15 protein-coding genes and 1 other annotated feature are annotated in these 13,985 nt (G+C 31.0%); of the genes, 3 read left to right on the top strand and 12 right to left on the bottom strand.

The annotated features are described in order from the left end of the window. Nucleotides 1-117: 117 nt before the first annotated feature. Both ilvC and ilvN read right to left on the bottom strand, forming a co-directional pair. Nucleotides 118-1,110, bottom strand: a complete 993-nt coding sequence (gene ilvC, locus J2Z24_RS05035) for a ketol-acid reductoisomerase (protein ID WP_035148769.1) — start codon at nt 1,108-1,110, stop codon at nt 118-120. Nucleotides 1,111-1,186: 76 nt separating this feature from the next. After that, complete coding sequence (ilvN, locus tag J2Z24_RS05030) at nt 1,187-1,678, bottom strand: acetolactate synthase small subunit (RefSeq protein WP_035148768.1); 492 nt, start codon at nt 1,676-1,678, stop codon at nt 1,187-1,189. A 556-nt stretch (nt 1,679-2,234) separates the two neighbouring features. On the opposite strand from ilvN, the gene J2Z24_RS05025 reads away from it, so the two are divergent. Then, a complete protein-coding gene (locus J2Z24_RS05025) occupies nt 2,235-3,149 on the top strand; it encodes a branched-chain amino acid transaminase (protein ID WP_035148766.1) in 915 nt (304 codons plus the stop codon). A gap of 276 nt (nt 3,150-3,425) precedes the next feature. Beyond that, entirely contained in the window at nt 3,426-3,848 is a 423-nt protein-coding gene (locus tag J2Z24_RS05020; protein ID WP_035148765.1) for a putative ABC transporter permease, read from the top strand. 145 nt (nt 3,849-3,993) lie between these two features. Here J2Z24_RS05020 and J2Z24_RS05015 read toward each other — a convergent pair whose 3' ends face one another. The 5 genes from J2Z24_RS05015 to J2Z24_RS04995 all read right to left on the bottom strand — a co-directional run bounded on the left by J2Z24_RS05015 (nt 3,994) and on the right by J2Z24_RS04995 (nt 7,586). Then, on the bottom strand, nt 3,994-4,362 hold the full coding sequence (locus tag J2Z24_RS05015; RefSeq protein ID WP_035148763.1) for a VOC family protein: 369 nt from the start codon (nt 4,360-4,362) through the stop codon (nt 3,994-3,996). A 90-nt stretch (nt 4,363-4,452) separates the two neighbouring features. Next, on the bottom strand, nt 4,453-5,361 hold the full coding sequence (locus J2Z24_RS05010) for a PLP-dependent cysteine synthase family protein (RefSeq protein ID WP_035148762.1): 909 nt from the start codon (nt 5,359-5,361) through the stop codon (nt 4,453-4,455). Continuing rightward, nucleotides 5,345-5,797, bottom strand: a complete 453-nt coding sequence (locus J2Z24_RS05005; protein ID WP_035148761.1) for an S-ribosylhomocysteine lyase — start codon at nt 5,795-5,797, stop codon at nt 5,345-5,347. The genes J2Z24_RS05010 and J2Z24_RS05005 overlap by 17 nt, the downstream gene beginning before the upstream one ends. Continuing rightward, nucleotides 5,790-6,941 (bottom strand): trans-sulfuration enzyme family protein, encoded by a 1,152-nt coding sequence (locus J2Z24_RS05000; protein WP_035148760.1) that lies wholly within the window; start codon nt 6,939-6,941, stop codon nt 5,790-5,792. The genes J2Z24_RS05005 and J2Z24_RS05000 overlap by 8 nt, the downstream gene beginning before the upstream one ends. Before the next feature lie 18 nt (nt 6,942-6,959). After that, the gene (locus J2Z24_RS04995; protein WP_035148759.1) at nt 6,960-7,586 is read right to left on the bottom strand and encodes a class I SAM-dependent methyltransferase; all 627 of its coding nucleotides are present in this window, start codon (nt 7,584-7,586) and stop codon (nt 6,960-6,962) included. 177 nt (nt 7,587-7,763) lie between these two features. Beyond that, nucleotides 7,764-8,015 (bottom strand) — a binding site (T-box leader). Nucleotides 8,016-8,467: 452 nt separating this feature from the next. Here J2Z24_RS04995 and J2Z24_RS04990 point away from each other — a divergent pair. Next, a complete protein-coding gene (locus J2Z24_RS04990) occupies nt 8,468-9,196 on the top strand; it encodes a YkgJ family cysteine cluster protein (protein WP_035148758.1) in 729 nt (242 codons plus the stop codon). Nucleotides 9,197-9,299: 103 nt separating this feature from the next. Here J2Z24_RS04990 and J2Z24_RS04985 read toward each other — a convergent pair whose 3' ends face one another. The 5 genes from J2Z24_RS04985 to J2Z24_RS04965 form a co-directional block, all read right to left on the bottom strand. Continuing rightward, a complete protein-coding gene (locus tag J2Z24_RS04985; RefSeq protein ID WP_035148757.1) occupies nt 9,300-10,250 on the bottom strand; it encodes a thiamine pyrophosphate-dependent enzyme in 951 nt (316 codons plus the stop codon). 12 nt (nt 10,251-10,262) lie between these two features. Next, nucleotides 10,263-11,453: a pyruvate ferredoxin oxidoreductase gene (gene porA, locus J2Z24_RS04980; protein WP_035148756.1), complete on the bottom strand. Its 1,191-nt coding sequence runs from the start codon at nt 11,451-11,453 to the stop codon at nt 10,263-10,265. 15 nt (nt 11,454-11,468) lie between these two features. Next, nucleotides 11,469-11,768, bottom strand: coding sequence for a 4Fe-4S binding protein (locus tag J2Z24_RS04975; RefSeq protein ID WP_085059083.1), 300 nt, complete (start codon nt 11,766-11,768; stop codon nt 11,469-11,471). Then, nucleotides 11,761-12,345 (bottom strand): 2-oxoacid:acceptor oxidoreductase subunit gamma family protein, encoded by a 585-nt coding sequence (locus tag J2Z24_RS04970; protein WP_035148755.1) that lies wholly within the window; start codon nt 12,343-12,345, stop codon nt 11,761-11,763. Before J2Z24_RS04970 ends, J2Z24_RS04975 begins: the two co-directional genes overlap by 8 nt. Before the next feature lie 185 nt (nt 12,346-12,530). Beyond that, the gene (locus tag J2Z24_RS04965; protein ID WP_477100030.1) at nt 12,531-13,973 is read right to left on the bottom strand and encodes a Na+/H+ antiporter NhaC family protein; all 1,443 of its coding nucleotides are present in this window, start codon (nt 13,971-13,973) and stop codon (nt 12,531-12,533) included. Nucleotides 13,974-13,985 lie beyond the last annotated feature (12 nt).

The raw sequence follows: 13,985 nt of genomic DNA, 5'->3' as shown, positions 1-13,985 counted from the left end.
TATTAATCAAATCTAACTTCATAGTTTTTATTAAATTTCACACTAATTTTTGTATAAAAAATGATTCTGCAAATTATTCATCTTCTAATTTGCAGAATCAATGTGTAAAAAGAAAGTTTATTTTTTTGTCCAGCTCATCATCTTTCTAAGTTCATCTCCAACTTTTTCAATTTGATGTTCTGATTCCTTTCTTCTTACAGCATTAAATCCAGGTCTTCCTACTTGATTTTCAAGTAGCCAATCTTTTGCAAACACTCCTTGCTGAATATCTGTTAGAATATTTTTCATAGCTTTTTTAGTTTCTTCTGTTACCACCTTAGGTCCCGCTGTATAATCTCCAAATTCTGCTGTATCACTTATAGAATATCTCATTAGATTTAATCCTCCCTCATTGATTAAATCTACAATAAGCTTCATTTCATGCAAACATTCAAAGTATGCCATTTCTGGTTGGTAACCTGCCTCTACTAAAGTTTCAAATCCTGCTTTAATAAGGGCAGTTAGTCCTCCACATAATACAGCTTGTTCACCAAAAAGATCTGTTTCTGTTTCTTCTTTAAATGAAGTCTCAATAACTCCAGCTCTTGCTCCCCCTATACCAGAAGCATAAGCTAATGCTAATTCTTTCGCATTTCCTGTAGTATCTTGATAAACAGCTATAAGTGATGGTACCCCTCTTCCTTCTAGATACTGACTTCTTACAGTATGTCCAGGTCCCTTTGGTGCTATTAAAAATACGTCTACATCCTTTGGAGGCACTATTTGTCCAAAATGTATTGCAAATCCATGAGCAAATACTAAAGCTTTGCCTGGAGTAAGATTAGGTTCTATATCTTCTTTATAAAGTTTAGATTGTTTTTCATCATTAACAAGTATCATTATTATGTCACTATTTTTAACAGCTTCTGCTGTAAGCATAACTTTTAAACCAGCTTCTTCAGCCTTGCCCCAAGATTTACTTCCCTTATAAAGTCCAACTACAACATCCACTCCACTTTCCTTTAAATTCAGTGCATGTGCATGTCCTTGACTTCCATAGCCAATTACTGCAACCTTTTTTCCTTTTAAGATTTCTAAATTACAATCTTTTTCATAATATACTTTTGCCATAGCTAAAAGCCCCCTTAATTATTTTTAGTGTTTAAATTCGTAAATTTAAATCTTTATATATTTATCCTTTGATACTTTATAAAGCTGGAACGCCCCTTTCAATAGCAATAAAACCACTACTGGCTATTTCTAAAATACCAAAAGGTAATAGCACATTTTTAAATCCTTCTAATTTGTTCTCATCACCTGTAATTTCTATGGTTAAGCTATCCGCTGCAACATCAGTTATTGAGCCTCTAAAAATATTAACTATATTAACAACTTCCTGCTTTTTTTCTCCTTCAGCTTTAACCTTTATAAACATCATTTGTCTACATATGGAATTCTTATCATCTAAGACTATTACATTGTATACATATTCCAATTTTTTAATCTGTTTTATTATTTGATGTATTATTTCTTCTTTTTCTACTTTTACAATTAAAGTGAGCCTAGATATATTCAGCCTTTCCGTTTCCCCTGCTGTGACACTCTCTAAATTGTATCCCCTTCTATTAAACAGTTGACATATTCTTAAAAGTTCTCCCGGATTATTATCAACTATTACAGATAGTACATAAGATTTCACCTAAATCATCTCCTTTCAAAAGAAAATATCCTTACCAAGTCAAATCTTGTCAGTAATCGTACCATATATTTTATGCATCGTCAATCAATTTTCAGAAAAAATTTAAACTTGCATTTTAAAACTTTATAATGATTTTTTTATTGCATATTTTAGTATATTAAGGCTATGTAAACGTTGTTATTGCTTGTTTTATCTCTATTTATCATTTTTGAGATTCAAAATTGATTTTTTTCAATTTCATTTTGGTTTCATTATGAATTTTAGTTGTTTAAATTCTGAAATTCATAAGAAAATTGAAATTTTATTGTATTTTAGTTTCATTTTTTATTGACACCATAAAAAAAAAGCTTTAAAATCTATAATTAAACTATAATAATCTAAAAAATTTGATTTTTTTCAACATAGTTTATCAAATTTAAAATAATATTATTTTTCACTATGGATTTTTTATCCTTTTATGGGCATATTCATATATAGATATTGATTTGTTTCCTAAACGGATATAAATAAATTTTTTTCATTAACAAAATTTATATTAAATAAGGGGGCTTTATTTATGAATAATTACTATGCATTTTATCAAGGAGACTTTATAAAGGAGAATGATATACGTATAAGCATTAGATCTAAGGCTTTCAATTATGGACTTGCTTGTTTTGAAGGAATAAGAGCTTATTGGGATGAAGAAAACAGTCAACTTTATGCGTTTAAATTAAAGGAGCATTATGTTAGGTTCCTGCAATCTTGTAAGGCTTTAAATATTAAATTGCCTTATACCGTAGAAGATCTTTGTAATTTAACAGTAGAACTTTTAAGAAAAAATAATTTTAAAACCACAACTTATATTAGACCTATAGCTTTTAAAGGTTCTAATAACATAGGTCCAACTCTTAATGATGATGATGATCGTATAGTTATATACTGTCAACCTTTAGGAAGTTATACTGGAAAAGACGCTCTTAGCGTTGCAGTAACATCTTGGACAAGACTAAATGATAATATGATTCCTCCAAGAGTTAAAGCTACTGCGGCTTATCTAAATTCAGCACTAGCTTCACTAGAAGTTACTAGTAGAGGATACGATGAAGCCATATTCTTAACCCAAACTGGTCATGTTTGTGAAGGACCAGGAGAAAATATATTTATGGTTAGAAAAGGAAAACTCATTACTCCTCCTCCTTGTGACAATATTTTGGAGGGTATAACTAGAGAACTTGTTATGAAATTAGCAAAAGAAGAACTCAATATAGAAGTAGTTGAAAGAAGTATTACAAGAACTGAACTATATGCTGCAGATGAACTATTTTTCAGCGGAACTGCCATGGAGGTTACTCCTATTATAAAAGTAGACGACAGAGAAGTTGGTAACGGAACTCCGGGACAGGTATGCAAAAGTATAAAAGAACTATTTTTAGATTTAACAGTAGGAAAAATTGAGAAATACAGTTCTTCCTGTACCCCTATTTACTAAAACAACACCAATATACGTAATACGGCATAATTACGTAATTACAGGGACAGTCATTGCATTGTAGTAATACAAAAGCAGTGATTAAAAATGATAAAAATCGGTAAAAATCGGGGACAGTCATTGAAAATTAAATAACTTAGTGATTTAAGCACAGTTATTCCTTATTGAGTAAATAGAGGGACAGTTATTGGTTCTGAACAAAATACTTAAATGAAAAAATGATATTTTAAAATTATTTCATAGTATATTTTTCTTTATAATACAGAAAATATATCTATGGGAAAAAGATTTATAATATATGGTCTTTTAGGATTTTGTATGGAGGTTTTATGGACTGGATTTGGTTCTTTACTAAAGGGAGATATAAAGCTTACTGCATCTACCTATGTATGGATGTTTTTTATATATGGCCTTGCAGTATTCTTAGAACCAATACACAACAGGATAAGACACCTTTCATTTATAATAAGGGGAGGTGTATACATGATTCTTATATTTACAATAGAACTTTTAAGCGGTTTACTTTTAAAAAGAATTATAGGTGTCTGTCCATGGAATTATGTAACTGAACCTTTCACAATATACGGAATAATAACCCTAAGTTATATACCAGTTTGGTTCACAGCTGGCCTTATTTTTGAAAAAGTACATGATGCCTTAATACAAATTGAAAATGGCTTAAATTTAGGAAAGGGTTAAATTCTAGCCCTTTCCTTTATACTAACTTCACAATATAGGTTTAAACTATTAAAATCACCAAGTTAACTCTTAAAATTTCTATATTAGTTAACTAGTGTCGCATAATCCATTATGCCTATATTTATCATGCAATTGTATTTACAATTTACTTTGCAGGTAATATTTCTGTCCAATATCCATCTGGATCAGCTATAAAATATAATCCCATTTCCTTATTTTCATAGCATATGCATTCCATTTCTTTATGCTTTTTATAAGCACCATCAAAATCATCAGTTCTTACTGCCATGTGTATCTCATTGTCACCTAAATTATAAGGCTCTTTTCTATCCCTAAGCCATGTAAGCTCAATCATATGATCACTTTCACTGCCTTTTAAAAATGCCAATATAAAACTTTCATCTGGTGCATGATATCTTCTTTCTTCTTCAAATCCTAGGGCTTCCTTATAAAACTTAACACTTTTTGCCAAATCTAATACATTGATATTATTATGTTCAAATTTAAATTTCATTTAAAAATCACCCCATTTAAATTATTTATCTTAAGTATATTATAGCCTATCTTTACTACAAAAGAAATATATACCATTTTTCAAAAGCAATTAATATATACCTTTACTAAAATATCTTTCTCCTCTGTCCGGTAATAAAGTTACAATGTTTCCCTTATCCATTTTGTTAGCTAGTTTAATAGCTGCTGTTACTGCCGCTCCAGAAGATGTTCCAACAATCAGTCCTTCCTTTAATGCAAGTTGTTTTACAGTATAAAATGCTTCTTCATCATTAACTTTTATAACTTCATCCACATAGGTCATGTCCATAGTTCCAGGAATAAAATTATTTCCTATGCCTTCTATATTATAACAAGCTTCCTGTCCACCTCCCATAGTTGATCCTTCTGGATCTACTAAAATACCTTTTATATTAGGGTTCTTTTCTTTTAAATACTTTAATACACCAGTATAAGTTCCTCCACTACCTGCACCACAAAGGAAATAATCTATTTTACCATCTAAATCTTTATATATTTCAGGTGCAGTAGTTTCATAATGAGCCAATGGATTAGAGTTATTATCAAATTGTTTTAAACTTATAGAGTTTTTTATTGTTGCTAAAAGTTCATTAGCTTTTTTAACAGCTCCTAACATACCTTCTTCTCTAGGAATATTCACTATTTCTGCACCTAGTGCTTTCATTAATGTTTGCTTTTCTACAGAAAATTTTTCTGGCACAACAAATATTATTCTATATCCTTTATTTATAGCTGCTAGTGCTATGCCTATTCCTGTATTACCTGCTGTAGCTTCTATTATTGTATAACCGTCCCTAAGTAATCCATTCTTCTCAGCATCTTCTATCATGTATATACCTATTCTATCTTTAACGCTTCCACCAGGATTTAAAAATTCTAATTTAGCAAATAAATTTACTCCAGACTTTATTCCCATATTATTTAGCTTCATAATAGGTGTATTTCCTATATAACTTCTGATATCATCTATATATCTCACTGCTAATCCCCTCTTTTAATATTAATTTGATATATTCTTTTGCTGCAAATAATGAATGATCTCTATAATTTCCACACTGAATTTCATTTGTTGCTGGTATTTCTTCTGTGTCTAATACCTTGTTTAATGAATAGTTTAATGCTTCTATTACTTCAGTTACCTGTGGCATTCCCCATGCAATCATATAAAATCCAGTTCTGCATCCCATTGGAGATATATCTATTATTCCGTCCATTTTCTCTCTCATATACCCAGCTAATAAATGCTCTAAAGTATGCATTGCACCTGTTGGCATTTCTTTTTTATTTGGCTGTAAAAATCTTAAATCAAATTTGGAAACCATATCTCCATTATTACCTTTTTCTGTACCACATCTTCTTACATAAGGTGCTTTTACCTTTGTATGTTCTAATTCAAAACTCTCTACTTTAACCATTAACTTTTCCTCCTTTTAATGCCCTTTCTAAATCTTCTATAATATCTTGTACATTTTCTATTCCAACTGAAAGTCTTATTAAATTATCAACAATACCTACCTTCTGTCTTATTTCGTATGGTATAGCTCCATGAGTCATAGTTGCTGGATGGCATGCTAAAGATTCTACTCCTCCTAGGCTTTCCCCAAAAGTTATAAGACTTAATTTTTCAAAGAACTTTTTATAATCATATCCTTCATTTAGCACAAAGGATATCATTCCGCCATAGCCTTTTGCCTGCTTTGACTGAATACTATATCCTAGGTGTTCCTCAAATCCTGGATAGTAGACTTTCTTAATTTCAGGTCTATCTTTTAAAAATTCTGCTATAGCTTTAGTGTTTGAGTTATGTCTGTCCATTCTAACTGCTAAAGTTTTTATCCCTCTTATAAGTAAGAATGAATCAAATGGTGATAGTACTCCTCCTGTGGTATTTTGTATAAAATGAATCTTCTCCTTTAATTCTTCATTATTTACTACTACTAATCCAGCAATCAAATCACTATGTCCACCAAGGTACTTAGTAGCACTATGAATAACTATATCTGCTCCTAATGCCAACGGTTTTTGAAGATATGGTGTCATAAAAGTATTGTCCACTATTGTAAGTAAATTATTGTCTTTTGCTATTTTAGCTACTTCTTTAATATCTGTTATATCCATTAATGGATTTGTTGGTGTTTCTATATATATTCCTTTTACAGTATCATCAATATTATCTTTAATTTGTTGTAAGTTTGTTGTGTTTACTATCTTATACCCTATATTGAAATTTTTAAAGACTTTATCTAGTACTCTAAAAGTTCCACCATATAAATTATCTGGAATTATTATATTATCTCCTGCTTTGAAAAGAGAAAGTACTGCTGTTATAGCTGCCATTCCTGATGAAAATGCAAATCCACCAACTCCCTGCTCTAAATCTGCTATAAGTTTTTCTAAAGCTTCTCTTGTAGGATTACCTGTTCTTGAATATTCATATCCTTTATTAACTCCAATACCTGTCTGCTTGTAAGTAGATGTTTGATATATAGGAATATTTACTGCTCCTGTAAAGTAGTCTCCATCGATTCCTCCATGTATTAAAATTGATTCAAAATTCATAATACTATTTCCCCTTTCTTATAACTTTTTAGCACTTGCTATAAATATTTTTGTTTCCGTATATTCACCTTTACTTGAATATCCTTTGCAATATAAGTCTGTATTTTCTATTTCTATATTTTTAAAATTATATTTACTTAACCAATTATTTATCTGCTCATTTGAAAATCCTAACCATTCATCATACATTTCTTCTCTTGCCCATTGTCCATCATGTTCTGTTACATCCGAAATTACTATACTTCCTCCCTTTTTCAACACTCTATATATTTCTGATATAGCTTTGTCCACGTTAACTACATGATGTAATGCCATATTTATAAATACATCATCCACTGATTCATCAAACAATACAATGTTCTCTAAATCAGACTTAATTGCATATATATTTGTTATATCTTTTTTAGAAATTTCTTTTTTTAATTCTTTTAACATATTGTTAGATTGATCTAATGAAAATACTAAATTTGCTTTTTCTGCTAATGCTAAAGATATAAAGCCTGTACCACAACCTAAATCTGCAGCAATTTTATTATCTATTTCTGCTTTAGATAAAACTTTGTATTTTAACTTTTCCTCAAAATATTCACTTCTTATTACGTTCCAATTATTTGCTATAGAATCAAAGTAATTTAATGAATTCATATTAATATTCCTCCTATTTTTATGATTTTCTCCCTAAATATCTTTTATTTTTTTACATACTTTATATATAAAAATCTTTACATGTAAAAATAAGTAATTTTTAATTTCTATTGTTTAAATTTTATATTTTCCTAATAAAATCCTAATTTTTAGATAAATAAAAAAAGCTCTCCCTCATTTAGAGGCAGAAGTTCCATTCCACGGTTCCACTCTAATTATTATATACCAAAGCATATAACATCTCGTTATTGGTACAAATATACCTCAACGCTGTAACGCGCGTACACGCTGTATCCTACTAAAAACCATTTCTTCAGCACAGTGCTCAAAGATGCATTCTCACAAGTTATACCTAAAGTCTTTTCCAGCCTAAGAAGACTTCTCTCTGAAAGCTTACCTTATGATACTATTTCTTTTCTTCACATATAAAATATTCTGCTTTCATATAAAACATACTATTCATATTGGATTAGTATGTTTTATGCAATTAATATATACTTATTCTTTTAATTTGTCAACATATTTTTTATCAAAACTTGGGGACAGTCATTCAAGCTCACACAATAAAAACTTTCTAAAATTCAAAATTCAGGGACAGTCATTTAATTTAGAATAAATTATTAGCTTCCATATATTCAAAATAACTAATATTCATTATTTAAGATATAACTAATATCTGAATTCTATTTATATTTAATAACTGTCTCCTACTTATCATCTTATTTTGAAGAGTGTAGTTCCAGTATATATATGGCAAAAATTAAATTAATTTAATAACTGTCCCCAACTTTCTAACCTTTTCCACTTAATTCCCTGGGAACAATTTATTAACTTGTCCAGAGAATTTATTTATACTATAATCATCAAAGGCGGTGATATTATTGGGTAAAGAGAAATTTAAAAGTCTTGGCAAGAACTATTTGGGTGTAGATATGATTTATAATGAAACTAAGACTAAAAAAACTTATGATGAAATTTCAAATATACTTCTTAAAGAAATTAATATTGGGGATTTAAGTGTTTCTAAGGGAAAAGAACTATTAAGAAAAATATATGATTTATATGATGAAGGTAATAAAGGATTTGAACAATATGCTTCATGTAAAAAAGGTTGTGCTCATTGCTGTTGTCTTTATGTAGACTGCACTGCAATTGAAGCTGAATTAATAAGGGAATATATAGAAAATAATTTTACTGAAGAAGAAAAAACTATTGTTAAAAGCAAAATAGATGATCTTCTAGCTTCATTACCTACCAGTAGCGAGGTAGATGAAAATTCGAAACATGCTTTAAATTATCTTAAAGAAAAAATTCCTTGCCCTTTTTTATCTGAAAATAGAGCTTGTACTATATATCCTGTAAGAACATTTAACTGTAGAAAATTTTTAACTATTACACCTGCTGAAGAATGTGCTAATGGTACACATGTTGTAAAGATTAATCCATCTATAAATAATATAGGCATGTATAGCATAAACATATTATCTATGAATGTAACTAGATATAAAAAACTTATGGTTCCTAATGGAAATGAATATAAAGCTTTATACAAAGGCATATCTGCTTGGCTTAAAAACGGATTTAAAGAAATAGATAGAACTAAGGAGTAACTTTTCTTGCTCCTTAGTTCTCATTTTTTTAGATTTAACTGGAAGTTTATATTATTTTAGCAAACTCTATCTAAAAAGTAAGGATTATTTATTAACCGTCCCCCTATTCTTCTCCACAAAGGAACAAAAGCTTTTTCCATCTCCTGTCTATCTCCTCTTGAACTTCAGCAATTATATTAATTCCTTCTTTTGATTTAAAAAGATGTTTAAATCTTCCTTGAGGCTTTAGCCATTCTTCTATTGGAAGCTTTTGTTTTGGTTTATAATTTAATTTATATTCTCCATCAACTACTTCATAAATTGGCCAATAACAAGTTTCTACTGCTAATTTTATTAAATCTAATTCAGTTTGGGTATCACATCTCCACCCTCTTGAGCATGGAGTTAATACATTTATAAACTTAGCTCCATAAAATTCATTGATGGCTCTATTAGATTTATTATAAAGATCCATCATATATTTGCTTCCTGGCATTACAGGTACAGTTTGAGCAACATAAGGAAGATTATGTGCTACCATTATAGAAGTTAAATCCTTGCCAAATTGAGGTTTGCCAACAGATTCTTTTCCTTGTGGTGTAGTAGTAGTATCTGCTCCTGCTGGTGTAGCTGAGGATCTTTGAATTCCTGTATTCATATAAGCTCCATTATTATAACAAACATAAAGCATATCATGTCCTCTTTCCATAGCACCAGACAATGATTGTAGTCCTATATCATAAGTACCACCATCTCCACCAAAAGCCACAAATTTATATTCTTCATTAACCGTCCCTCTCTCTTTCATGGCTCTGTAGGAAGATTCTACTCCACTTAAAGTAGCAGCTGCATTTTCAAAAGCTGTATGAATATAGGAATCTGTCCATGCAGAATAAGGATATAAAGTTGTTGAGACTTCCAAACATCCTGTAGCATTACATACAACTGCTTTATGTTCTGGCTTAATAGCCTTCATAACCCATTTTACTACCATTGGAGCTCCGCAACCTGCACACATTCTATGTCCGCTAGTTATTCTATCTGGAATATTAGTTAATTCTTTTAATGTTGCCATGTAGTCTCCCCCCTATTCCCTTACAGATAAGTAATTATATTTTTTATAATGCCCTGTATCCAAAGCATTCTGTAAATCACCATATACTTTTTCTAAGTCCTCAACTCTAACATCTCTTCCGCCTAGACCATAGATATAGCTCATTAATATTTTGCCTTCTAATTTTCTATACAAAGAAGCGCAAGTATCTGTAAATAATGGCCCTCCATTTCCTGACATACCCTCTGATTTATCCATTACAGCTATTGCTTTTACATTCTTTAACGCCTCAGCTATTTCGTCCCCTGGGAATGGCCTAAACAATCTAATTTTTAACATCCCTGCTTTAATGCCTTTATCTCTTAAATCATCCACAACCCTTTTAGCCGTTCCAGCAGATGAGCCTATTATCATCATAGCAATCTCTGCGTCATCTAACTTGTATTCTTCAAACAAGCCATATTTTCTTCCTGTTAATTGTTCATATTCTTTAGCAACTTTCAAAGTAACATCCTTAGCATTTAGTATTCCTTGAAGTTGCTGCCTTTTCATTTCTATACTAAAGTTTGTTAGAACCATTGGCCCTACTGCTATGTTTTTATTTCCTAACAATCCATTATTTGTTCTTTTATTTGAACCAACAAAATTTCTAACTACTTCATCTTCCATTAAGAATACATTTTCTACAGAATGACTTGTAATAAATCCATCATAACATACCATAGCTGGTGTCATAACTTCTTCATTTTCTGCTATTTTAACTGTTTGAATAAAATTGTCATAAGCTTCTTGAACACTTTCAGAATACAGTTGTATCCAACCTGTATCCCTTGCTCCCATGGAATCTGAATGATCATTGTGTATGTTAAGTGGTGGTGACATGGATCTATTTACTAAAGCTACTACTATAGGACATCTATCCCCTGCTGCTATATGAAGCATCTCCCACATAAGACCTAATCCATTAGCAGATGTTGCTGTCATAACTCTTCCACCAGCAGCAGATGCTCCTATACATGCACTCATAGCGCTATGTTCAGACTCTACTGGTACAAATTTTGTGGTACATTTGCCATTTGCCACAAAGGATGAAAAATATTGTGGCACCTCTGTAGATGGAGTTATTGGAAATGCTGCTACCACATCCGGATTTATTTGCATCATTGCTGTAGCAACTGCTTCATTACCACTAAGACTTCTTCTTAATTGCTCTGATTTTACCATATTTATTCCTCCTCCCTATTCCTCTACTACCAATTCTAATGCTCCAAATTTGCATTGAGCCACACAAACTCCGCAACCTTTACAATGGTCATAGTCAAATTTAACCAATTTTCTGTCCTTTGCTATTATGGACATATCAGGACATACTGCCCAACAAAATAAACAGTGTTTACATTTATCCTTATACCATATAGGCTTCATTGCTCTCCAATCACCAGTCTTAAAATCTACTGCATTGCCTGCTTCTATCATAGCCCCTCCTCTAGGAAGGTCCATCCACTTTGTATCTGAGTTTACATTCATTATCTTACTCAAGTCCTTTCACCTCCTGTAATCCTCTTTTTAATGCTTCTATATTTTTAGCAATAACATTTGGTTTTGTAGCAAACTTATGTTTAAATGATTTTTCCATGTCCTTTATAAATTCTTCTTTATCCATTATTCCAAGTATTTTAACTATAGCCGCTAACATTGGAGTATTAGGAAAATTTGCTCCTAAAGTCTGTTCTGAAATAGTTCTAGCATCTATTGTATAAACCTTTCCTTCATATCCTCTTAATTCTTTTCTTATTCCCTCGGGACTTTTTTTAGTATTAATAACTATAGCCCCGTCCCCCTTTAAACCAGCTGTGCAATCTACAGTTTTTAATAAAGTTTCATCAACAACCACCACATAATCTGGTTCATAAATATTACTGTGTACCCTTAATGGATAATTTGCTATTCTATTGTACGCAGTTATAGGTGCTCCCATTCTTTCTGGTCCATATTCTGGAAAACCTTGAATATACATTCCGGTGTTAAATGCTACCTCAGCTAAAAGTAATGAAGCCGTCTTAGCACCTTGTCCTCCTCGGCCATGCCATCTAATCTCAATTAATTTTTTCTTCATTCATTTCCCTCCTTATATTGACAACTATTACTTTTATTTCATAACTAAGCGTCAGTAGAATCTAAAATCCTTCCTGACGCAAGTTTTACCTCACAAAAATAATATATTTATATCATAGCTATCATCCACACTACTTCCTATATCCAGAAAAATTTATAAAGGACTAGGTAATGTATGTTAGAACTTTAAGAATCACTTGGTATTTGTACATTGCCCTCTTCTTTCTTACTCCAATCCCAAGGTCTTTTCTTTATAAGTCCATCTGCAAATGGAATAAATATTGATATTATTACTGATACCAAAAGAAGCTGTTGATACCATAACAATGGTATTATTTGAAATGGAGTTACTGCTCCTTTAGTAAAACTTAATAGAATTAGCATTTGAGCTCCATAAGGAATGATTCCCTGCATTATACAAGAAAAAGTATCTAATATAGATGCACTTCTTCTAGGATCAACTTTATACTTATAACACATTTCCTTTGCAATAGGTCCATTTATAATTATAGCCACTGTATTGTTAGCAACTGCTGCATCTGTAAGTGCTACGAGAGCGCCAATACCAAACTCTGCGGATTTTTTTCCCTTTATTGTCTCCTGAATTTTTTCTAATAAAAATTGTATTCCTCCTGCCTTAGTTATCATATTAGCAAGTCCACCAGTAAACATTGATAAAAGGAAAATATCAATCATACCTGAAAACCCATTAAATATCTCTTGTGTAAATGATAATACTGTTAAATTTCCATAGCTTATTCCTATTATTCCTGCAAGAACTATTCCTATTGTTAATACCACAAAAACATTCACACCTACTAAAGATAAAATTAATACAAACAGATATGGTATAACCTTTATTATGTTATAATCATAACTTTTCATAGCTGGAATTGCTTCTGGACGGCCAAATATTAACAGTAAAATTATAGTTATTATAGCTGCTGGTGCTGCAATATATATATTTACTCTAAATTTATCTCTCATTTCACATCCTTGAGTTCTTGTAGCAGCAATTGTAGTATCTGATATTACAGATAAATTGTCTCCAAACATAGCTCCACCCATAACTGCTGCTAAAGTAAACGGCAGGGACAGTCCTGACTTTTGAGCAAGTCCTACTGCAATAGGTGCCACAGCTACTATAGTTCCAACAGATGTTCCTGTAGATATAGATATGAAACAAGATATTATAAATAATCCCACAGTTATATACTGAGCTGGTATATAGGTAAGTCCTAAATTTACAGTAGAATCAACACCGCCCATTGCCTTAGCCACAGAAGCAAATGCACCTGCTAATAAATAGATTGTACACATAATAATTATATCTTGATTACCGCATCCTTCTATTAGTGCATTAAACTTATCATTTATATTTCCCTTTAATATAAAAAATGCACTAATAATACCACAAAATATAGCTACTGGTGCAGGAAGCTGATAAAAAGCCATTTCAACACCTTGTACTTGTAATATCAATCCACTTCCCAGGTATATAGCTACAAATATAAAAAACGGTATTAACGCCTTACCATTTGAGGTTTTTGGTTTATCTTCCATAATTTTATTCCCCCTATAATTAGTGGCTATTTTTACATCCCCATTAGCCTTTGAAATTGTTTTCATTAAAGTAATCAT

The organism is Clostridium tetanomorphum (assembly GCF_017873215.1).
Classification (GTDB): Bacteria; Bacillota; Clostridia; order Clostridiales; family Clostridiaceae; genus Clostridium_AO; species Clostridium_AO tetanomorphum.
This window is presented reverse-complemented; position numbering and strand designations above follow the sequence as displayed.